The organism is Dechloromonas aromatica RCB (assembly GCF_000012425.1).
In genome coordinates, this window is sequence record NC_007298.1 from 720,001 (window position 1) to 739,912 (window position 19,912).

16 protein-coding genes, 1 tRNA gene and 2 rRNA genes (1 of these 19 cut by a window edge) are annotated in these 19,912 nt (G+C 57.5%); 14 read left to right on the plus strand and 5 right to left on the minus strand.

What is annotated here, in order from left to right; translation table 11 throughout:
* The 3 genes from DARO_RS03395 to DARO_RS03405 form a co-directional block, all read left to right on the plus strand.
* Window positions 1–120, plus strand: a 23S ribosomal RNA gene (locus DARO_RS03395) (it extends 2,762 nt beyond the left edge of the window).
* A gap of 98 nt (window positions 121–218) precedes the next feature.
* Window positions 219–332 (plus strand): 5S ribosomal RNA (gene rrf, locus DARO_RS03400).
* A 394-nt stretch (window positions 333–726) separates the two neighbouring features.
* Window positions 727–1,683, plus strand: coding sequence for an MBL fold metallo-hydrolase (locus DARO_RS03405; protein ID WP_011286420.1), 957 nt, complete (start codon window positions 727–729; stop codon window positions 1,681–1,683).
* A 127-nt stretch (window positions 1,684–1,810) separates the two neighbouring features.
* On the opposite strand, the gene tcdA is transcribed toward DARO_RS03405, so the two are convergent.
* A complete protein-coding gene (tcdA, locus tag DARO_RS03410) occupies window positions 1,811–2,578 on the minus strand; it encodes a tRNA cyclic N6-threonylcarbamoyladenosine(37) synthase TcdA (RefSeq protein WP_011286421.1) in 768 nt (255 codons plus the stop codon).
* Window positions 2,578–3,681, minus strand: coding sequence for an HD domain-containing phosphohydrolase (locus DARO_RS03415; RefSeq protein ID WP_011286422.1), 1,104 nt, complete (start codon window positions 3,679–3,681; stop codon window positions 2,578–2,580). Before DARO_RS03415 ends, tcdA begins: the two co-directional genes overlap by 1 nt.
* A 177-nt stretch (window positions 3,682–3,858) precedes the next feature.
* On the opposite strand from DARO_RS03415, the gene ispB reads away from it, so the two are divergent.
* The 7 genes from ispB (at window position 3,859) to ampD (ending at window position 10,084) form a co-directional block, all read left to right on the plus strand.
* A complete protein-coding gene (gene ispB / locus DARO_RS03420; RefSeq protein WP_497463059.1) occupies window positions 3,859–4,788 on the plus strand; it encodes an octaprenyl diphosphate synthase in 930 nt (309 codons plus the stop codon).
* A 16-nt stretch (window positions 4,789–4,804) separates the two neighbouring features.
* Window positions 4,805–4,881: transfer RNA gene (locus DARO_RS03425), tRNA-Pro, on the plus strand.
* A gap of 201 nt (window positions 4,882–5,082) precedes the next feature.
* Entirely contained in the window at window positions 5,083–5,988 is a 906-nt protein-coding gene (locus tag DARO_RS03430; protein ID WP_041224184.1) for a DUF3553 domain-containing protein, read from the plus strand.
* Between the two features lie 373 nt (window positions 5,989–6,361).
* Window positions 6,362–6,592, plus strand: a complete 231-nt coding sequence (locus tag DARO_RS23230) for a PP0621 family protein (protein WP_011286425.1) — start codon at window positions 6,362–6,364, stop codon at window positions 6,590–6,592.
* Window positions 6,592–8,205: a sensor histidine kinase gene (locus DARO_RS03435; RefSeq protein WP_011286426.1), complete on the plus strand. Its 1,614-nt coding sequence runs from the start codon at window positions 6,592–6,594 to the stop codon at window positions 8,203–8,205. The genes DARO_RS23230 and DARO_RS03435 overlap by 1 nt, the downstream gene beginning before the upstream one ends.
* A complete protein-coding gene (locus DARO_RS03440; RefSeq protein WP_011286427.1) occupies window positions 8,163–9,518 on the plus strand; it encodes a sigma-54-dependent transcriptional regulator in 1,356 nt (451 codons plus the stop codon). The genes DARO_RS03435 and DARO_RS03440 overlap by 43 nt, the downstream gene beginning before the upstream one ends.
* Window positions 9,518–10,084 (plus strand): 1,6-anhydro-N-acetylmuramyl-L-alanine amidase AmpD, encoded by a 567-nt coding sequence (gene ampD / locus DARO_RS03445; RefSeq protein ID WP_011286428.1) that lies wholly within the window; start codon window positions 9,518–9,520, stop codon window positions 10,082–10,084. The genes DARO_RS03440 and ampD overlap by 1 nt, the downstream gene beginning before the upstream one ends.
* Here ampD and DARO_RS03450 read toward each other — a convergent pair.
* Window positions 10,061–11,221, minus strand: a complete 1,161-nt coding sequence (locus DARO_RS03450; RefSeq protein WP_011286429.1) for a pyridoxal phosphate-dependent aminotransferase — start codon at window positions 11,219–11,221, stop codon at window positions 10,061–10,063. The two genes, ampD and DARO_RS03450, sit on opposite strands and share 24 nt — an antisense overlap.
* Before the next feature lie 61 nt (window positions 11,222–11,282).
* Window positions 11,283–13,127: a phosphoenolpyruvate carboxykinase (GTP) gene (locus DARO_RS03455; protein WP_011286430.1), complete on the minus strand. Its 1,845-nt coding sequence runs from the start codon at window positions 13,125–13,127 to the stop codon at window positions 11,283–11,285.
* A 244-nt stretch (window positions 13,128–13,371) separates the two neighbouring features.
* On the opposite strand from DARO_RS03455, the gene DARO_RS03460 reads away from it, so the two are divergent.
* Window positions 13,372–15,651 carry an NADP-dependent malic enzyme gene (locus tag DARO_RS03460; protein WP_011286431.1) on the plus strand — a complete coding sequence of 760 codons (2,280 nt, stop codon included), beginning with the start codon at window positions 13,372–13,374 and terminating at the stop codon, window positions 15,649–15,651.
* Between the two features lie 105 nt (window positions 15,652–15,756).
* Window positions 15,757–16,836, plus strand: a complete 1,080-nt coding sequence (gene pbpG, locus DARO_RS03465; RefSeq protein WP_011286432.1) for a D-alanyl-D-alanine endopeptidase — start codon at window positions 15,757–15,759, stop codon at window positions 16,834–16,836.
* A 42-nt stretch (window positions 16,837–16,878) separates the two neighbouring features.
* On the opposite strand, the gene DARO_RS03470 is transcribed toward pbpG, so the two are convergent.
* Window positions 16,879–17,673, minus strand: coding sequence for an IclR family transcriptional regulator (locus DARO_RS03470; protein ID WP_041224186.1), 795 nt, complete (start codon window positions 17,671–17,673; stop codon window positions 16,879–16,881).
* A 65-nt stretch (window positions 17,674–17,738) separates the two neighbouring features.
* Here DARO_RS03470 and DARO_RS03475 point away from each other — a divergent pair, with 65 nt between their 5' ends.
* Together DARO_RS03475 and DARO_RS03480 are read left to right on the plus strand one after the other, a co-directional pair.
* Complete coding sequence (locus DARO_RS03475) at window positions 17,739–18,470, plus strand: (Fe-S)-binding protein (protein ID WP_011286434.1); 732 nt, start codon at window positions 17,739–17,741, stop codon at window positions 18,468–18,470.
* Window positions 18,470–19,912: a lactate utilization protein B gene (locus tag DARO_RS03480; RefSeq protein WP_011286435.1), complete on the plus strand. Its 1,443-nt coding sequence runs from the start codon at window positions 18,470–18,472 to the stop codon at window positions 19,910–19,912. Before DARO_RS03475 ends, DARO_RS03480 begins: the two co-directional genes overlap by 1 nt.

The following is a 19,912-nucleotide window of genomic DNA, read 5'->3' on the forward strand; positions in this document are numbered from 1 at the left end:
TTTCCCGGAGTCTTGAACTCCTTGAAGGGTCGTCGAAGACCACGACGTTGATAGGTCAGGTGTGGAAGCGCAGTAATGCGTTAAGCTAACTGATACTAATTGCCCGTACGGCTTGATCCTATAACCTTGTAATCTGCAGCAACTCATACGCAGTCACAACAAACAACCTTCCCCATTTTGCGCTTCCCGTCCCCAGGACGTGAGGCATACAAGTTACGTCTGGCGTCAATAGCCTGCTGGTACCACCCCTTCCCTTCCCGAACAGGACCGTGAAACAGCATCGCGCCAATGATAGTGAGCTTACCGCTCGCGAAAGTAGGTCAACGCCAGACTCCCCATTCAAACCCCCGTTAGCATAAGCTAACGGGGGTTTGTCGTTTACCACCAATCAAAACCACTCACCATGAGCGGACCAGATTGGCGGAATATTGCCAGTAGGAAATATGTCAATTAGGCCTCGTTTGGGCCTGGGGCGCCTATTCGATAACTTTCATCAAATCTCGTACAAGTAGTTCGAGTTTGCACTGGTGTAGCGATTGATCTGGAAATCATTTTCCAGTCTCCCACCGCCGCGTTGCGGCGGGGTTGCCCTCGCAAAATGAGAGGGGGCCTTCACTTGGTATTTTGACGCGGGCCTTGGCGTCGTCGTCGGCTATTACGTGAAACGTGGCCAACATTTTGGTTAAAGAAGGCACAGTATAATTCGCGTCAACAATACGCAGGGGTATGGATGTGTTCGACTGGAGAGATTACGGAAACGGTATCGTTGCCTTTGATGCGGGCTATGTTAGGCCGATACTGGCTGCTATCCATATGGTTGTTGAAAAAGGTCGGGTTGCTTTTATAGACACCGGGAGCAACGATGCGCTACCAAATGCACTATCCGCCCTCAAGAAACTTGGCTTGGACGTTTCTGCTGTCGATTATGTAATCCTGACGCATATTCACCTGGATCATGCTGGTGGTGCTGGCAGCATGATGCGTGCCTTTCCTCGGGCTAAGTTGGTGGTTCATCCGCGAGGGGCTCGGCATATGGTTGAGCCGGCCAAACTTGTGGCGGGTGTCACCGCTGTATACGGAGCGGAATATGTGCAGCGGGTGTACGGGGAAATTCTGCCGATTGCTGCGGACCGTATTGTCGAAGCTCCGGATGGATTCTCGTTTTCTCTAGCGGGCAGCAGGGAGTTGCTTTGCTTGGATACGCCTGGGCATGCGCGGCACCATATCTGCGTTGTAGACAAAAAAGCCAGTGCTATCTTTACTGGCGACATGTTCGGCCTGTCCTATCGGGAGCTTGATGTCGACGGCCGCCCGTTTATTTTCCCGACGACGACTCCGACACAGTTCGAACCGGAAGAAATGCGAGCGTCTATCCACCGCTTGTTGTCATTTAATCCTGAAGCCATGTATCTCACCCACTACAGTCGAGTATCGAATGTTCAGCGGATGGGGGAGGAACTGCTGCGCCATCTTGATGCGGTTATTGCGTTGGCGCTGAAAGAAAAGGATGCTGGACAAATGCGCCATCAACTGATCAAACGGGCGATGACCGAATATTTACAGGCTGAGATACGCAGGCATGGTTGCTTGTTGTCTGATGCTGACTTGCTTGCCATTTGGGAAACCGACCTGGAGCTGAATGCACAAGGGCTGGGCGTTTGGCTCGACGGCATTAAAGTCTAGAGGAGAGGTGTTCTCGACGGCTGAATGGAGTCTGCATTAAGACAGCGATAATTCCCTCCTGACCAATGTTTAGGAATAGCCAAGGGGGTCGTGAGCCAAGTGGTAGTTTTTTGCGAACGCAGCTTGGTCAGGGGGTGGTGATTAGATTGATGGCTTGAGCCGCAGCTGCCATGCCGAATACGGATGTCACACAGACTGAAGATCCGAAGCCCGCGCAATTTAGGCCTGTTGGGCCGCGGTCTGCTTCGCAGGAGTTATTATTTTTGTCCGGATAGCGCAAGTGTTCGGTCGAAAAAATTGCTGAGACGCCGAATTTCTTCTTGGTGTCTTTTGGAAAGCCATACTCTCGGCGAAGTAATGAGCGAACCTTGGCTAGGAGTGGGTCCTGCACTGTCTGGCTGAGATCGGCCACGCGAACTTGCGTTGGATCGATTTGCCCTCCCGCTGCTCCGGCAATGATGATTGGGATCTTTTGGCGCCGGCAGAACGCAATCATTGCCGCCTTGGCGCGGACTTGGTCGATGGCATCGATGATTACCGAAAATTGTTGCTCGAAAATCTGCCCAACGTTTTCAGGCGTAACAAAATCCTCGATACAGGTTACGGCGCAATCCGGGTTGATGGCGCGTACCCGTTCGGCCATAGCCTCCACTTTTGCTTTGCCGTAAATATCGCCTAGCGCGTGGATTTGCCGATTGGTGTTGGATTCGGCCACCATGTCCAGGTCAACGAGGGTCATCCGGTTGACGCCGGTTCGTGCCAGGGCCTCGACAATCCAGGAGCCGACGCCGCCGATGCCGACGATGCATACATTGGCCTGCTGGATGCGTTCTGCACCCTCGACACCATAGAGGCGCGTGATGCCTCCGAAACGACGTTCGCGATCGAAGCTCATCAGGTTTCAATGGTCTTGCGAATTACTGCATTGAAAGGAGCGATCCACTCAGGGGAAAACTGGTTGTCGCAAGCGTTGATTTCGGCAATCGCGCGAAGCACCGAACGGTTCTTGCCGCGATGGATGTGCTTGAGCATGACCGCTTCGAAAGCATCGACAATAGCGAGAATCTTGGCGCCGGGGCAAATATCCGAGTTTTGCAATTGATTGGGATATCCCCCACCGTCTGGCATTTCGTGATGTTGGGCGACCATTTCTGCAGCGATTTCCCAGCCTGGCATACGCAGCAATAATCCGGCCGCGAAACCGGGGTGGTTGCGCAATGCCACCTTGTCTTCTGGCGACATCTTGCTGGTCTTCAGCCAGATGGATTCCGGAAGCAGCATCATGCCGATATCGTGCAAATAAATAGCTGCTTCGAGTTGCACGGGATCGACCGCATTGTTGCCAGCCTTATTTGTTTCCAGTGCAAGCCGGAGAATGCGCATCGTGCGCCCCTTGAACAGTGGCGAGCGGCTTTCAAATTGTAACGCCAGGGAGCGGAAAAACTGAAGATCGCTACTGGCGTTTTTCTGATCGGATTTTGGCGCTGATACCTTGGGGGCCTGGCTCGATATTTCAGGGATGACCGGGGGGAAACCGGTCACTGCTTCGATCAGGTTGGCGCAACTGAAATCGATTTGCTGAGGAGTCTCCTTGGAAAGCTCTTCAAGTCCCTGCACAAGAACAGGCAAGCGGAGATTATCCAATGGTTTGTTGGTCAGCAGGGCATCTGTTGTCAGTTCCAGTCGGTCCACTGCGAGCAGGACCAGTTCTGCTAACATGTTGGAGAAGGGAATTTCACCTTCCCGGAAACGAGACATCATTGTTTCGATGGGGTGGGCAATGGCTACACCAAGGTCGAACTTGCAGAGTGAAGAGTCACCCTTGATGTTGTGTACTGCTCGGAAAAGACTGGCAGTGATATCCCGATCCAGAGGCGTTTCCTTGAGCCGTGCGACGTCAAGCTCGATTTCTGGAGCGCGGTCGTTCAGAGCCTCGGCAAACTCCTCCAGTGCTTCTCTATTCTGGATGGCTGCTGCGACGATTGAACGAATGTCCATGCCCTCTCCCGATGTTTTGATTTAATCTGAAGAGTTTAACAAACTGCGGGCTTAACGGCGTGTGTCCTTGACCCTTCGGCCTTGACTGGGCCCCGTCAGCCCCCTAAGATTCCGCGCTTCTTCAAGGAATTACCTGCCGTGACTCTGGAACAGCTCTACGCCCTGATTGGGCCCGACATGAAGGCCGTCGACGCGGTGATCCGCGATCGTCTTTACTCCGACGTAGTGCTGGTCCGGCAGGTGGCCGAATACATCATCAGCAGCGGCGGCAAGCGCATGCGCCCGGCTTTGGTTCTGCTTGCAGCCGGCGCTCTGGATTACCAGGGTACTCGGCATCAGGAAATGGCGGCTGTCGTTGAGTTCATTCATACCGCCACCTTACTGCATGATGATGTTGTCGATGAATCGGCATTGCGCCGAGGTCGCGATACAGCCAATGCCATGTTTGGCAATGCCGCCAGCGTTCTGGTTGGTGACTTTCTCTACTCACGTGCTTTCCAGATGATGGTCGCGGTCGACAACATGCGGGTGATGCAGGTCCTCTCCGATGCGACCAATGTCATCGCCGAGGGCGAGGTTTTGCAGTTGATGAACTGCCATGACGCCGATGTCGATGAAGCGCGCTACATGCAGGTCATTCACTACAAGACGGCCAAGCTGTTCGAGGCGGCCGCCCAGCTTGGTGCGATTCTCGGTCAGGCGACACCGGAAGTGGAGAAGGCGCTGACCGCTTATGGCATGCATCTCGGTACTGCTTTCCAGTTGATCGATGATGTTCTCGACTATTCCGGCCAGGAGGCAGATACCGGCAAGCATATTGGTGACGATCTGGCTGAGGGAAAGCCGACCTTGCCGTTGATCTACGTGATGCAGCACGGTACCCCGGAGCAGGCTGCCTGCGTTCGCAAAGCCATCGAAGAGGGTGGTCGGGATGACTTCCCGCAAGTGCTTGATGCGATTCGAAACAGCGGTGCTTTGGATCATGCCAAAGCACGTGCTATCCAGGAGGCTGAGTTAGCAAAATCAGCAATTCAGTGCTTGGGGGATTCAAATTATAAAAAAGCTCTGCTACAATTGACGCTCTTTGCAGTTGAGAGAAATCATTAGTTCTCTCAGAGGTCGTCGGAGTGTAGCTCAGCCTGGTAGAGCACTGCGTTCGGGACGCAGGGGTCGCAAGTTCGAATCCTGTCACTCCGACCAAAACCTGCAAAGAAAAAGCACTTAGCCATCCCACGGGATGGCTTTTTGCTTTTTGCCATTTAATCGTGCTTTACGCTTGTGGTCGTTCTGATTGAATTGCACTTGCTCGGTCCGGCGAGGTGCTTGTGAGATGCGCTTGCCATATGACCTAAATTGGACCCCAACAGATACTTCTCCGGTCGGATCAATATTCCGGAGTAAATGATAAAATTGACCGCTTTTTTGGTGAAAGAAGCGGAGAGCAAGATGAGTAACCTAACCTCAGGCGATCGTGTGGTTCACCCAAACCAAAAGGAATGGGGTCTTGGGAAGGTGCTTAGCGCAACCCCTGATAATCTCGATGTTTTCTTTGTCGGGGTGGGCCGGAAGAGGCTTTCCCGCTCATTCATCCAGCTCGAGAAAGTCGAAGGGGGGGCATCAAAACATCGCCTCCTGGACAACCTGATCGAAACATCACAGATCAGTAGCGATGATTTCATCACTGTTCCCTTGGCGGTTGAGCGCTTTATGGCGAGCTATCCGGACGGATTCGAGGATCCCGTGTTCATCAAGGCTACGCGCGATGCCTCTATGCGTGGCCACAAGCTCTGCGCCCAGTTACTGGGGCAGGAGGAGCTCTCCAGGCTTCTTGAGGATGGCTGCTTTGAGGCTGTCTGTGATCGTGCTCGGCATGTCGAATCGACCACAACCCTGCTGACGAAGAGTGAGCGGAAGGTATTTCACGACGCCCTTGAGTTACCGGCAAGTCAAAAGCTGTTCTCGGTGGCCTTGGCCGAACTCTTCTATGGGGCAGAAGCGGAGGAAGCTCGTTTCAAGCACTTTCTCCGTACCTTGGGGATTTTGAATCTAAACAAATGGCCGTTTGCGACCCTCTTTAGCTTCATTCGCTATCCGCAGCAGCACGCCTTCATTAAAGCCAGCGCCATCCAGAATGGTGCGAAAGCGCTTTGCTGGCGAATCAACTATAAACCTGAGCCGAACTGGAAAACCTACGATGCGGTGCTAAGGCTTTACAGTTACATGCGCGCGAATCTGCTTGAAGAGGGGTTGATGCCCCGTGATATGGCCGACATTCAGTCGTTTATTTGGTCCGTTGGGCAAAAGTAAATCTGGATACCCGGTGTGAGTTTTCGGATTCAATCGGTGGGCGTAACTCACTAGACGGTATAGGCTGGCCATGAGTTCGGAGGGCAGGATGTATCACTGAGAATCCTGTCGCTCCAACCAATGACGGCAAAGGATAAGTACTTGGCTAGTCTCTGTGCAGGGGATTCTTCGGTTCGATGGTGGGCGGGGGAGTATTCTTGCCGGGTTATGCGAATGTAACGCCCTGAATAAATCTGAATTGTTGTGAACTCCTGGCTGTCCGTCTCGTATTGTGTTCCGGTTGCAATGTCGTGTGGTCAATTTTTGTTGTTCCGACAAAGAGCTGACAGAAGCTTGCGGAGTTTCCGGAGTATTTTGTTTTTTGGGAGGAGCTATGAAATACCTGTTCTTGTTCGCGTTTCTGGGGGTGTTCTGGTGGCTCTGGTCAAAACGAAATGCGCCAGAGAGGTCGGATTCGTCAGTGCGGCAGGCGCCTCCTGCGGAGAAAATGCTGACGTGTGTTCATTGCGGGGTGCATTTGCCTGAGAGCGAGGCTGTGTCCGATGCTGGACAGATTTATTGCTGTGAGGCGCATCGGGCCGCCGCCAGATCAGCGGGGCGCTGATGTCAGATTGGCTTTCTTCGACATGGGAGGCGAACTGGCATTCCTTTCTATATTTCAATTTGTATCGCCTGGTTCTGGCCGGCTTGTTCTGCCTGGCTATTCTGTTTCCCCATGAATGGATGGCGCGCCTGCATTTGACGCCATCGCCGTTGCTGTTCGGGCTGACGGGGACTTACATGGCGGCGACAATCGCCGGTCTTTTGCTGGCAACGCATTGGCAGCATCAATTTAATCGGCAATTGTCCGCCCAGATGATGGTGGACATCGCCGTCGTCAGTTCCCTGATGTTTCTGGCAGGGGGGGTGAGCAGCGGCTTGAGTGTGTTGTTGCTGGTTTCCCTGGCGGCGGCAAGCTTGGTCGGACGAGGGCGTTTGGTCTTGTTCTACGCCGCCATGGCAACGGTGGCGGTGCTTCTGGCTCAGGCCTACGGGATCGTTGCCCAGGGAATTGATCAGGGCTCCATTGTTCAGGCCGGATTCATATCGGCAGGTTTTTTTGCCACAGCCATTCTTGCTCGTTTGCTTGGCCAGCGGGTAATGGTCAATGAAGATCTGGCGCGGCGGCGTGGGGTAGCGCTGGATAACCAGATCCGTATCAGTCAGCGTGTTGTGGAGCGGATGCAGGACGGTGTGTTGATCGTCGCCAAAGGGGGGGTGCTGAGCAGGTGCAACCCAGTGGCTGCAAATATGCTTGGTTTGTCGGTTGCTGATCAGGTGGTCGAATTGTCATCTTGTAACCCCGTATTGGCGGCGGCGCTCCAACGTTGGGAGTCGCTTGGCGATGACGACGGACTTCATTTCGCTGGTGCGGAAGGGCGGGATTTGCGTGCTCGTTTCGAGCGAACGACCAGCTCGGATGGCGAGGTTCTGGTTTTCCTTGAGGATGTTGGACGGATCAAGGAACATGCCCAGCAGTTGAAACTGGCCTCGCTGGGACGTCTGACGGCGAGTATTGCGCATGAAATTCGCAACCCGTTGTCAGCGATTGGCCATGCCGGTGAGTTGTTGCGTGAGGAGCGCCGCGGCGAGATGCAGGATCGTCTGCTGCGCATTCTTAACGACAATGTAATCCGCCTGGACCGGATTGTGCGCGATATTCTCGAGCTAGGCCGTCAGAATCGGGCGGAAGCTGAATTGTTGCCGGTGGACGAGTTCTGCCTCGGCTTTGTTGAAGATTTTCTGGCCGCCGAGAACTTGTCTCCGGATGTCGTAGCGCTCAAGGCGCCTGCCGGACTCAAGATATGTTTTGATCGATCCCACTTGCACCAAGTCTTGTGGAATTTGGTCAGTAATGCGCTGCGCCATTCGAGCGGTGGCCCGGGATCGGTACGGATCGAGTTGCTCGGCAGCCAAGGTGAGGGGCGGGTAGAATTGCACGTGATTGATGATGGTCCAGGGGTCCCGGAAACCGTGCGGGAACAGATTTTTGAGCCATTTTTTACCACGCACACTCAAGGTACTGGTCTTGGTTTGTTCATCGCCCGTGAGCTTTGTGCCACCAACGGTGCTAGCCTGGAATTGATGGCCTCCGAATCCGGGGCGCATTTCATTGTGGCAGGGAGAAACGACACGTGTCAGTTGTCAGAACCGAACGGCGCCCGCGCGGCGAATTAAGCCGGGTTCTCGTCGTTGATGACGAGCCCGATATCCGTGAACTGATCGATTTAACCTTGGCGCGCATGGGCTTGGCAACCGAGTGTGTCGGGTCGGTTGCTGAAGCGAAGGCCGCGCTTGAGGCCGGTGATTTCCAGCTTTGTCTGACTGATATGCGTTTGCCGGATGGCGATGGGCTGGAAATCGTTCGTTCGATCACCGAGCATTATCCCCAAACGCCGGTCGCCGTCATTACCGCTTATGGCAGCGCTGAGAATGCAGTAGCTGCCTTGAAGGCGGGGGCTTTCGACTATCTGGCCAAGCCAGTTGGGCTTGAACAACTGCGTGCCTTGATCAAGTCGGCCCTGCGTTTGCCAGGGGGCGGGCAGGACAACGAGAATCCCCTGCAGTCCTTGATCGGCGACTCCCCGAGCATGCAGCAGGTACGGGCGATGATCGAGAAATTGGCGCGCAGCCAGGCGCCGATCTACATTTCCGGTGAATCCGGTAGCGGCAAGGAACTGGGTGCCCGATTGATCCATAGTCGTAGCGCCCGGGCAGCCGGACCCTTTGTGCCGGTCAATTGCGGGGCGATTCCAGAAAACCTGATGGAGAGCGAATTCTTCGGTTACCGGAAAGGCGCATTTACCGGCGCCGATAGTGAGCGCGAGGGGTTTTTCCAGGCGGCCAACGGAGGGACACTGTTCCTTGATGAAGTGGCTGATCTGCCGCTGGCCATGCAGGTCAAGCTATTGCGGGCGATCCAGGAAAAGCGGGTGCGCAAGGTCGGCAGCGTGGCCGAAGAGCCGGTCGATGTCCGGATCATCTGTGCGACTCACCGTAACCTGCGTGATCTGGTGGACAAAGGTGGCTTCCGGCAGGACTTGTACTACCGGCTGAATGTGATTGAACTTCGGATGCCGCCGTTGCGTGAACGTCTTGAGGACATTGCACCGCTGGTTGATGCCATCTTGCGGCGCGTTTTCGGGGACACCACGCCGAAACTTTCAAGTGGTGCCCTGAAGGCGCTGGAGTTCTACTCCTTTCCGGGGAACGTTCGCGAACTGGAGAACATTCTCGAGCGGGCGACGGCGCTTTGTTCGGGCGATACGATCGAAGTGGACGATCTGCATCTCGGCCCCGAGGACATGCCGGGCGGCGAAGCGCCGGGACGTGGCAGTGAAACTCTGGATGAATATCTGAATCGTCTTGAACGTCAGGCTATCCTGGAGGCTTTGCAGAAGGCAGAAGGGAACCGTACAGCGGCGGCGCGCCTGCTCGGCGTGACCTTCCGCTCGATGCGCTACCGGCTTGAGCGTTTGGGCATCGAGTGATGGCGTGGCAGGCAGACGGTTGGCTGGAGGGGGTTGATTGGCTGCCTTCACCGAATTTTGGTGAACGGCCGGTGGGTGAGGCTGTTTCCCTGGTGGTCATTCACAACATCAGCCTGCCGCCTGATGAGTTCTGGGCTGACTGGGTCGAGGATTTTTTCCTCAATCGGCTGAATCCTGAAGCGCATCCATATTTTTCGACCATCGCAGGCTTGCAGGTGTCGGCGCATTTCTATGTGCGCCGCAGTGGCCGAGTCATCCAGTTCGTCGGCTGTGACCAGCGGGCCTGGCATGCCGGACAGTCCAGTTGGTGTGAGCGTGACAACTGCAACGATTACTCGGTGGGTATCGAGCTGGAAGGTTCCGATACCCAGCCTTATGCCGCCGAGCAATACGCCTCGCTATGGGGCTTGCTGGACGATTTGCGTAGGCGCTATCCGATTATGGCCATCGCCGGCCATTGCCATATTGCGCCTGGGCGAAAGACCGATCCAGGGCCGTATTTCGACTGGGTAACCCTGCGCTCCCGCTATCCCGGGCTGGGCTTACCGGCCGAAATAGCGGCTTAGGCGCTCCACGGCTTCGGCCAGCCGCTCAACGCCAGTGGTGTAGGCGAAGCGGATGTGCTTCTCCGGCTGGTTGCTGCCGAAGTCGAGGCCGGGCGTGGCAGCAACGCCGGTCTTTTCCAGCAGATCCTTGGCCAGCGCGAAGCTGTCATCGGCCAGCGCCGAGCAATCGCAATACAGATAGAACGCCCCTTCGGGGCGGGCGGTGATGCGGAAACCGATCGCCTCCAGCGCCGGAGCCAGGAAGTCGCGGCGGCGACGGAATTCACTGCGCCGGCTTTCGAGGATGGCGATGGTTTCTGGTTCGAATGCGGCCAGCGCAGCATGCTGGGCTGGCGTTGAGGGGCAGAGCGTCAGGTTCTGCGCCAACTTTTCGACATCACGGACGTAGGCTTCGGGAATGACCATCCAGCCCAGACGCCAGCCGGTCATCTGGAAATACTTGGAAAAGCTGTTGATGACCCAGATGTCTTCGCCGGCGGCACAGGCGGTAGGGGCATCGATTTCATACGTGAGTCCGTGGTAGATCTCGTCGACCAGAAAATGCCCGTTCTTTTCGCGGCAGACTTCAGACAGTCCGGCAATCTCCGGCAAGGTGAGCAGGGTGCCGGTCGGGTTGGCCGGCGAGGCAACGAGCAGGCCGGCGGTGGTCGATTTCCAGTGTCGGCGTAGCAACTCCGGTGTTGGCTGGAAGTTGGTGTCGGGGCCGACCGGGATGTTCTGGGGGCATCCTTCATATGCTCGCAAGATGTGCCGGTTGCAAGGGTAGCCGGGGTCGGTCAGTAGCCATTCACTGCCGGGGTCGGCGAGGCAGGCGAAGGCCAGGTTCAGCGCGCCGGAAGCGCCGTTGGTGACGGCGATGCGGCTGGCTGGCACGGAGGCGCCGTAGCGCTGCCCATAGAATTGGCTGATCGCCTCGCGCAACTCAGGCAGGCCGAGGGCCTGGGTGTAGAGCGTTTTCCCGCTCTTGATCGCATTGATCGCCGAATTGGCGATGGGCTCCGGTGTCGGAAAGTCAGGCTCACCCACTTCCATGTGAATGATGTCGCGCCCCTCGGCTTCCAGTTGCCGGGCACGGGTCAGCAATTCGACGACATGGAAAGGCTCGATATCGGCGAGGCGTCGGGCGGGACGGTACATGCGGTTCTCCAAAGTAAAACGGCCACCCTGAGGTGGCCGTCGATCATAGCAAGAACTGGAATTAGTCAGCGTTCTTGAACAGTGCCATTTCGAATAGTTCGCGTTTCAGCGTGAATTCGCGTGGCAACTTTTCGCCCATCTTGTCGAACCACTCCTTGTGGCCGGCCAGTTCGGATTTCCAGGCGTCGGCATCGATTTTGGTCAGACCGTCGAATTCAGCCTTGCTGATGTCGAGGCCGGTCCAGTCGATGTCAGCAAACTGCGGCATCCAGCCCAGCGCGGTTTCCTTGGCAGAAACCTTGCCCTTGCAGCGCTGAACGATCCACTTCAGGACGCGCATGTTGTCACCGAAGCCCGGCCACATGAATTCGCCCTTTTCGTTCATGCGGAACCAGTTCACGCAGAAGATCTTCGGGGCGGCATCAACGGTCTTGCCCATCTTCAACCAGTGGTTGAAGTAATCGCCCATGTGGTAGCCGCAGAACGGCAGCATGGCGAACGGGTCGCGGCGGACAACACCTTGCTGGCCAAAGGCGGCAGCGGTGGTTTCGGAGCCCAGGGTGGCCGCCATGTAGACGCCGTAGTTCCAGTTGAAGGCTTCATAGACCAGCGGCACGGTGGTGGCGCGACGGCCGCCGAAGATAAAGGCGGAAATCGGCACACCGGCCGGGTCTTCCCAAGCGGAATCAACGGACGGGCACTGGCTGGCCGGGGCGGTGAAGCGGGAGTTGGCGTGGGCGGCCTTCTTGCCGGCCTTGCCATCTTCCGGGGTCCAGTCGTTGCCTTGCCAGTCGATCAGGTGCGCCGGAGCTTCCTTGGTCAGGCCTTCCCACCACACGTCGCCGTCGTCGGTCAGCGCGACGTTGGTGAAGATGATGTTTTCCTTGAGCGTGGCCAAGGCGTTGAAGTTGGTCTTTTCCGAGGTGCCCGGGGCGACGCCGAAGAAACCGGCTTCCGGGTTGATGGCGTAGAAGCGGGTGACACCGTCCTTGTCGACACGCGGCTTGATCCAGGCGATGTCGTCACCGATGGTGGTGATCTTCCAGCCGTCGAGGGTCTTCGGCGGGATCAGCATGGCGAAGTTGGTCTTGCCGCAGGCCGACGGGAAGGCGGCAGCGACGTAGGACTTTTCACCTTCCGGCGATTCGACGCCGAGAATCAGCATGTGTTCGGCCAGCCAGCCCTGATCGCGCGCCATGTTGGAGGCGATGCGCAGGGCAAAGCACTTCTTGCCGAGCAGCGCGTTGCCGCCGTAACCGGAGCCGTAGGACCAGATTTCGCGGGTTTCCGGGTAGTGCACGATGTACTTGACGGTCGGGTTGCACGGCCACTTGGCATCCTGCTGACCCGGTTCAAGCGGCGCGCCGACCGTGTGGATGCAGGGCACGAATTCGCCATCGGCGCCCAGCACGTCGAAAACGGCCTTGCCCATGCGGGTCATCGTGCGCATGTTGGTCACGACGTAGGCGGAGTCGGTAATCTCGAAACCGATGTGGGCGATCGGCGAACCGAGCGGGCCCATCGAGAACGGGATCACGTACATCGTACGGCCCTTCATGCAGCCCTTGAAGATGCCGTTCAGCTTTTCGCGCATGACGGCCGGTGCTTCCCAGTTATTGGTCGGGCCGGCGTCTTCCTTGTTGGCGGAGCAGATGTAGGTGCGGTCTTCGACACGCGCCACATCGGACGGGTCGGAGAAGGCGAGGTAGGAATTAGGACGCTTGGCTTCGTTCAGCTTGATCAGCGTGCCGGCCTCTACCATTTCTGCGCACAGGCGGTCATACTCTTCCTGCGACCCGTCGGCCCAGTGGATACGGTCCGGCTGGGTCAGCGCGGCGATCTCGGCGACCCATTTTTTCAGGCCTTCATGTTTGACGTAGTCAGGTGCATTCAGCGGTGCGGTCATGGCGATGTCTCTCTCCAAGTTACTGAAATAGATAAACTTTGCGCCAGTCGCCGGGAGCTGCCACCAAGACTGAAAGCGGCTAGGGGCCGTCGGCTGGGAAGCCCGTAATTATGCATCATCTTAGGGTAAACATCTACTTGACTTTGACCCCCTAAGTGATTCCCGAGGGTGTTCGATAGGCGGTTGCATGGTATTATTTTCCGCGATTTGAAATGGCATTTCACGATACAAAACGGAGGCGACAATGGATTCTCGGCAACTACGTGAAGCAGCGCTCTACTATCACCGTGAGCCCAAGCCGGGCAAAATTGCGGTTACCCCAATCAAGCAACTGACCAATCAATACGACCTGTCGATGGCCTATTCGCCGGGCGTTGCCTTTGCCTGCGAAGAGATCGTCGCTGATCCGCGCGAGGCCAGCACGCTGACGTCGCGAGCCAATCTGGTCGGGGTCATCACCAATGGTACGGCCGTCCTTGGCCTTGGCGCCATCGGCCCGCTTGCGGCCAAGCCGGTCATGGAAGGCAAGGGTGTCCTGTTCAAGAAGTTCGCCAACATCGACGTCTTCGACATCGAAATCGAAGAGCGTGACCCGGACAAGTTGATCGACACGATCGCCTCGTTGGAGCCGACCTTTGGCGGCATCAATCTGGAAGACATCAAGGCGCCCGAGTGCTTCTACATTGAGAAGAAGCTGCGCGAACGGATGAAGATTCCCGTCTTCCATGATGACCAGCACGGCACGGCCATTGTCGTCGGTGCCGCCATCCTGAACGGACTGCACCTGATCGGCAAGGATCTCGCCAAGGTCAAGATCGTCACCTCCGGAGCCGGCGCTGCCGCCCTGGCCTGTCTCGACCTGCTGGTGATGCTCGGGGCGCCGCCGAGCAATATCTGGGTGACCGATATCAAGGGCCTGGTCTATGAAGGTCGCGTTGAAGAGATGGACGAAATCAAGGCACGCTACGCCAAGGTCACCGATGCCCGTACGCTGGGCGAAGTGATCGCCGATGCCGATGTCTTCCTCGGCTTGTCGGCCGGTGGCGTGCTGAAGCCGGAAATGGTGGCCAAAATGGCGTCCAATCCGCTGATCATGGCACTGGCCAACCCGACGCCGGAAATAACACCGGAACTGGTCAAGAGCGTCCGCAACGACGCCATCATCTGTACCGGTCGCTCGGACTACCCGAACCAGGTTAACAACGTACTGTGCTTCCCCTTCATTTTCCGTGGCGCGCTCGATGTTGGTGCGACGACGATTACCGAGGAAATGAAGATGGCCGCCGTCAAGGCGATCGCCGAACTGGCGCGCGCCGAGCAGTCGGAAGTCGCCGCTCGGGCTTACGGGGAGAAGGTTGCCAGCTTTGGTCCGGAATACCTGATCCCGAATCCGTTCGATCCGCGCCTGATCGTCAAGATCGCCCCGGCCGTCGCCAAGGCGGGTATGGACTCCGGTGTGGCGACGCGGCCGATCAAGGACTGGGATGCTTACATCCAGGGCTTGAACGAGTTCGTTTACCACTCCGGCATGATCATGAAGCCGGTCTTCTCGCAGGCCAAGATGGCGCCCAAGCGCATTGTTTTTGCTGAAGGCGAAGATGAGCGCGTGCTGCGTGCCGTACAGGTGGTCCGTGATGAGGGGATTGCCTGGCCGATCCTGATTGGGCGTCATGCTGAAATCAATCGTCGGATTGAAGTCGCCGGGCTACGAATTCGCGAAGGTGAGGATTTCGAAGTGGTGCACTCCGATAATTCCGCATTTTTCGATGAGCACTACGAGGAATTCTGGCAGACCTATCATGGCCTGATGGAGAGAAAGGGCGTCTCGCCGGACTATGCCCGGCGCGAAGTGCGTCGCCGCAACACGCTGTATGGCGCGCTGATGGTTCGCCTGGGGTACGCCGACGGCTTGATTTGTGGCACCTTCGGGCGCCATGAAACACATCGTGAATATGTCCAAAGCGTGATTGGTACCCGGGCCGACCATGATCGTTACTATGCGATGAACCTGCTGATGTTGCCTGAGCGCACAGTGTTTATCGGCGATACCTACGTCAACTACGATCCGACGGCCGAACAGTTGGCTGACATGACCTTGCTGGCTGCAGAGGAAATCCGCAATTTCGGCATCGTGCCGAAAGTCGCGCTGCTTTCTCACTCGACTTTCGGGACAGAAGACACGCCGACCTCGGTCAAAATGCGTGACGTGCTGGCTCAGTTGAAGCAGCGGGCGCCGGATCTGGAAGTTGAGGGCGAAATGCACGGTGATGCTGCGCTGGATGAGCAGATTCGCAAGGCGGCTTTCCCGAACTCCCGGTTGAAGGGGCAGGCCAACCTGCTGGTCATGCCAACGCTGGATGCGGCCAACATATCTTTCAACCTGCTGAAGGTGGCGGCCGGGGATAACCTGACCATCGGTCCTATCCTGCTCGGCGCTGCCAAACCGGTCAATATCCTGACGCCAACGGCAACGGTTCGCCGCATCGTCAATATGACAGCGCTGACGGTGGTCGATGCGGTTTGATCGGCTGCTTTAAGTTGTTGTTGTATCTATCTATTTTTTATTGATATTTCTATATCTCCTGCTAAAGTAAGGTAAACTTTGCCTGATGTTGGCAGGAGATCGTGAATGAAACATAAATTGAAGACCGCCTTGCTGGTCGGCGCCTTGTTGGGCGTTGGCATGCAAGCGCCGGTTGCGGCTGCGACGACGAAAAAGTCCGAGCAACAGACTGCAAAGAAAGTAGCGGCAAAGAGCACCCACAAGGCTCAGCATGCCGCTAAATCGAGTGGCAAACATGCTGCTAAATCAGCCGCCAAGGCACCGCTGACCAAGAATGCCGCTGCGCCTTCCCGACATGCCGGAAAATTGGCCGCGGCGCACTCTGCCAAGCCTGTCGCCAAACCGATTCGTCACGCCTCGATGATGGAGATGGATCCGACTCGTCTGGGGCTCTATTCGGCCTCTGCGCTGGTCATCGATCAGAGCACCGGTCAGGCCATGCTCGAAAAGCAGCCGGATCTGGTGGTGCCGATTGCCTCGATTTCCAAGCTGATGACGGCCATGGTGGTTCTGGATGCCAAGCTTGACCTGCAGGAAGTCGTCACCATTGGTGATGCCGATGTCGATGGCTTGAAGGGAACGCGCTCCCGTCTGCCGGTCGGGACGACGATGACGCGCGAGGCAGCCATGCTGCTGGCGCTGATGTCGTCGGAGAATCGCGCGGCTCATTCCTTGGGGCGGCACTATCCGGGTGGCCTGCCGGCCTTCGTGCAGGCGATGAACAAGAAGGCCCAGGCGCTTGGTATGTACAACTCGCGTTTCGAGGAGCCGACCGGTCTGTCGAGCAACAACGTCTCGACGGCGCACGACCTGGCCCGCATGGTGGCGGCAGCAGCGCGCTATCCCGAGATTCGCCAGTATTCGACGACGGCCGAAGCCAAGGTTGAGCTGAACGGACGCATCCGTGACTTCCACAACACCAATGCCTTGGTGCGCAACGACAACTGGGAGATCGGTGTGTCGAAGACCGGTTATATTTCCGAGGCGGGGCGTTGTCTGGTCATGCAGGCTCGGGTGGCCGACAAGCCGGTGGTGATCGTGCTGCTTGACTCGAATGGCAAGATGACCCGGGTTGGCGATGCCAACCGGATCAAGCGCTGGATGGAAAGTGCTGGTCTCGGCATGGGGTCGCGACGTCCGGCTTGATTGCTCGAACGTAGCAAACTCAAAGGCCGCCGCGAGCGGCCTTTATTTTTTGGGGTCGGTATAACCGAGGGTTTGTGAGACAGCGTCGGCTGTCTGCTTGACCTGCCGAGCCCAGTCGGGGTCGTGCCGGTCGGCCGGGGCCGAAACGGAAAGCGCCGCAACCACCTCGCCGTCGTGGTCGTAGATCGGGGCAGCCACGCACTTCAGGCCCATTTCGGCTTCTTCGTCGTCGTAGGCAACGCCATGCCGGCGTACCTTGTCGAGTTCTTTTTCAAGTGCCGTCAATGTCGTCAGCGAATGTGGGGTCTTACCGGGCAGGCCGGTGCGCTTGGCGTAGTCGCGCACTTTTTGCGGACTCTCGGCAGCCAAGAACAGCTTGCCGAGCGAGGTCAGATGTAGCGGCGCACGGCCACCGACCAGATAGACGACGCGAACCAAAGAGCGACCCGAAGAGGTTCGTTCGAGGTAGACGATATCGTCGTCGTGACGGGTGCCAAGGTTGATTGCTTCGCCGATTTTTTCATGCAGTTCCTGCATGAAGGGCAGAGCAACCTCGCGCATGTTGATCCGTGATTTGACGATGCCGCCCAGTTCGAGCAGGCGGATACCGAGGCGATAAGTGCCGGCATCTTGACGTTCGACAAAGCGCGCATTGCACATCGCTGCCAGAATGCGGTGCGCTGTCGAAGGATGAAGTTCGGTGGCCTGGGCCAGTTGTTTCAGACTTGCTGCATCCGGCGTCGCGGCGAGCGCGTCGAGCAACGACATCATGCGCTCGATGACCTGGATGGATCCCGGTGCTTTGCTGGGTCCGCTGGCTGCTTCAGACAACTGGATTCCTTTATTGGTGTGGTTTGAGTAGCATTAGCCACTTCTATTTTCTTGTGCGCCGCAATATTAGCATGCGCTTAGCTCTCTACGTTACCTGTCTGGTCGATCTGATGCGCCCATCCGTGGGCTTCGCAGCCTTGCGCCTGCTGGAGTCTGCTGGCTGCGAGGTGGTCGTGCCGGAAGGCCAGACTTGCTGCGGCCAGCCGGCCTGGAGCGCCGGTAATCGGGCGCTGGCGATCGACCTGGCGAAAAAGGCAATTGCCGAACTGGAGGGCTACGACTACGTGGTGATTCCGTCCGGTTCGTGCACCGACCAGGTGCGCAATGTCTATCCGCAACTGTTTGCTGCTGATGCACATTGGGGGCCGCGTTCACGGGCTGTTGCCGAGCGGACGTATGAATTGACGGCCTTTCTCGTCGATGTGCTGAAACAGCCCCTGGCGACGGCCGAGTTCGATGGTTCGGTGACCTATCACGACTCCTGTAAGGGCTTGCGTGGTCTGGGCATCAAGCGGCAGCCGCGTGAATTGCTGATGAAAGTGAATGGGCTTGCGCTGAAAGAAATGACTGATTGCGAGGAGTGCTGTGGTTTTGGTGGTGCCTTCTCGGTCAAGTTCGGCGACGTATCGACCAAGATTGTCGATCGCAAGTGTGATTCGATTGCGGCGGCGGGGGCGGATGCCGTGGTTGGCGGCGATCTCGGGTGCCTGATGAATATCGAGGGTCGCCTGCGTCGGCGTGGCGATGAAACGACCCGTGTCCTGCATATCGCCGAAGTGCTGGCTGGTGGAGGCAATTCCTGATGTCGGCAGCAAAACATTCGCAGGCCATGCACTTCCAGGCGCGGGCCGGCGAGAAGGTGCGGAATCCCGTTTTGCAAAGGGCTTTGCAGAAGGCCAAGCCGCTGTTTGTCGGCAAGCGGGCCAAGGGCGTCGCGGCCCTGGCCGACGATGGTCTCGACTTCGAGTTGCTGCGCACGACCTGCGAAGGCATCCGCAATCGAACGCTGGCCGATCTCGATGTCTGGCTCGATATTTTCGAGGAACGTGCGAAGGCAACTGGCGCCGAGGTGCTGTGGGCGCGTGATGGCGAGGAGGTCAGTCGCTTGGTGGTCGATATTGCCCATCGTCACGGTGTGACCAAGGCCGCCAAGTCGAAGTCCATGCTGTCGGAAGAGGCGCATCTGAACGAGGCGCTGGCCGCAGCCGGTATTCGTCCGGTCGAGACCGATCTCGGCGAGTACATCGTGCAGCTGGCCGGCGAGACGCCGTCGCACATCATTGCCCCGGCCGTGCATAAAACCATTGAAGAAGTAGAGGCGTTGTTCGCCAAGGAGCATGGCCGGCCGATCGAAACGCGGACCTCGGCCGACATTCCTGACATGACCCGCGAAGCCCGCGAGGTGTTGCGCCAGCATTTCCTGACGGCCGAGATGGGGATTTCCGGCGCCAATTTCCTGATTGCCGAAACCGGCACGGCGGCGCTGGTCACCAACGAAGGCAACGGTCGCATGGTGACGACCTTGCCCAAGGTGCATGTCGTGGTCACCGGCATCGAGAAAATCGTTCCGACGCTGGAGGATTTTGCGACCCTGATGCGCCTGCTGCCGCGTTCGGCGACCGGGCAGAGCATTTCCAACTATGTTTCGCTGCTGACCGGAACGAAGCGGGAAGGCGAGCACGACGGTCCGGAAAAGACCGTCTTCATCCTGGTCGACAATGGCCGGGCCAATCTGCTCGGCTCGGCCTATCAGGACATGCTGCGCTGCATCCGTTGCGGTGCCTGCATGAACCATTGCCCGGTCTATTTCTCGCTCGGCGGCCACGCTTACGGCTGGGTTTATCCCGGGCCGATGGGTTCGGTGCTGACGCCGCTCTACACCGGCATCGAGAACGCGCTCGATTTACCGCATGCCTCGACAGGGTGCAACCAGTGCGGCAGCGTCTGTCCGGTCAGGATTCCGCTGCCGACATTGATGCACCGTCTGCGCGAGGAGCAGGTTGAACGTGGCCTGCGCCCGTGGTCGGAGCGTCTGGCCTTGCAAGCCTGGGCGTGGATTGCCGGCAAGCCGCTGCTCTATCGCTGGTTTGCCCGCCGCGCGGCGCGCTACCTGAACTGGCTGGCCGATGGCGAGGGCCGTATCCGAATTTTTGGCCTGGCACCGGAGTGGACCGCTGGACGCGATCTGCCGGTTGCCGGCCGCCAAACCTTTCATGAACTTTACGCAGCAAGAAAGAGAGCTTGA

Coding starts and splice junctions, on each gene's coding strand:
- DARO_RS03480 (WP_011286435.1), top strand. CDS start 18,470: ATGTCGGCAGCAAAACATTCGCAGGCCATGCACTTCCAGGCGCGGGCC.
- DARO_RS03475 (WP_011286434.1), top strand. CDS start 17,739: ATGCGCTTAGCTCTCTACGTTACCTGTCTGGTCGATCTGATGCGCCCA.
- pbpG (WP_011286432.1), top strand. CDS start 15,757: ATGAAACATAAATTGAAGACCGCCTTGCTGGTCGGCGCCTTGTTGGGC.
- DARO_RS03415 (WP_011286422.1), bottom strand. CDS start 3,681: ATGGACATTCGTTCAATCGTCGCAGCAGCCATCCAGAATAGAGAAGCA.
- ampD (WP_011286428.1), top strand. CDS start 9,518: ATGGCGTGGCAGGCAGACGGTTGGCTGGAGGGGGTTGATTGGCTGCCT.
- ispB (WP_497463059.1), top strand. CDS start 3,859: ATGAAGGCCGTCGACGCGGTGATCCGCGATCGTCTTTACTCCGACGTA.
- DARO_RS03430 (WP_041224184.1), top strand. CDS start 5,083: ATGATAAAATTGACCGCTTTTTTGGTGAAAGAAGCGGAGAGCAAGATG.
- DARO_RS03455 (WP_011286430.1), bottom strand. CDS start 13,127: ATGACCGCACCGCTGAATGCACCTGACTACGTCAAACATGAAGGCCTG.
- DARO_RS03450 (WP_011286429.1), bottom strand. CDS start 11,221: ATGTACCGTCCCGCCCGACGCCTCGCCGATATCGAGCCTTTCCATGTC.
- DARO_RS03405 (WP_011286420.1), top strand. CDS start 727: ATGGATGTGTTCGACTGGAGAGATTACGGAAACGGTATCGTTGCCTTT.
- DARO_RS03435 (WP_011286426.1), top strand. CDS start 6,592: ATGTCAGATTGGCTTTCTTCGACATGGGAGGCGAACTGGCATTCCTTT.
- tcdA (WP_011286421.1), bottom strand. CDS start 2,578: ATGAGCTTCGATCGCGAACGTCGTTTCGGAGGCATCACGCGCCTCTAT.
- DARO_RS23230 (WP_011286425.1), top strand. CDS start 6,362: ATGAAATACCTGTTCTTGTTCGCGTTTCTGGGGGTGTTCTGGTGGCTC.
- DARO_RS03460 (WP_011286431.1), top strand. CDS start 13,372: ATGGATTCTCGGCAACTACGTGAAGCAGCGCTCTACTATCACCGTGAG.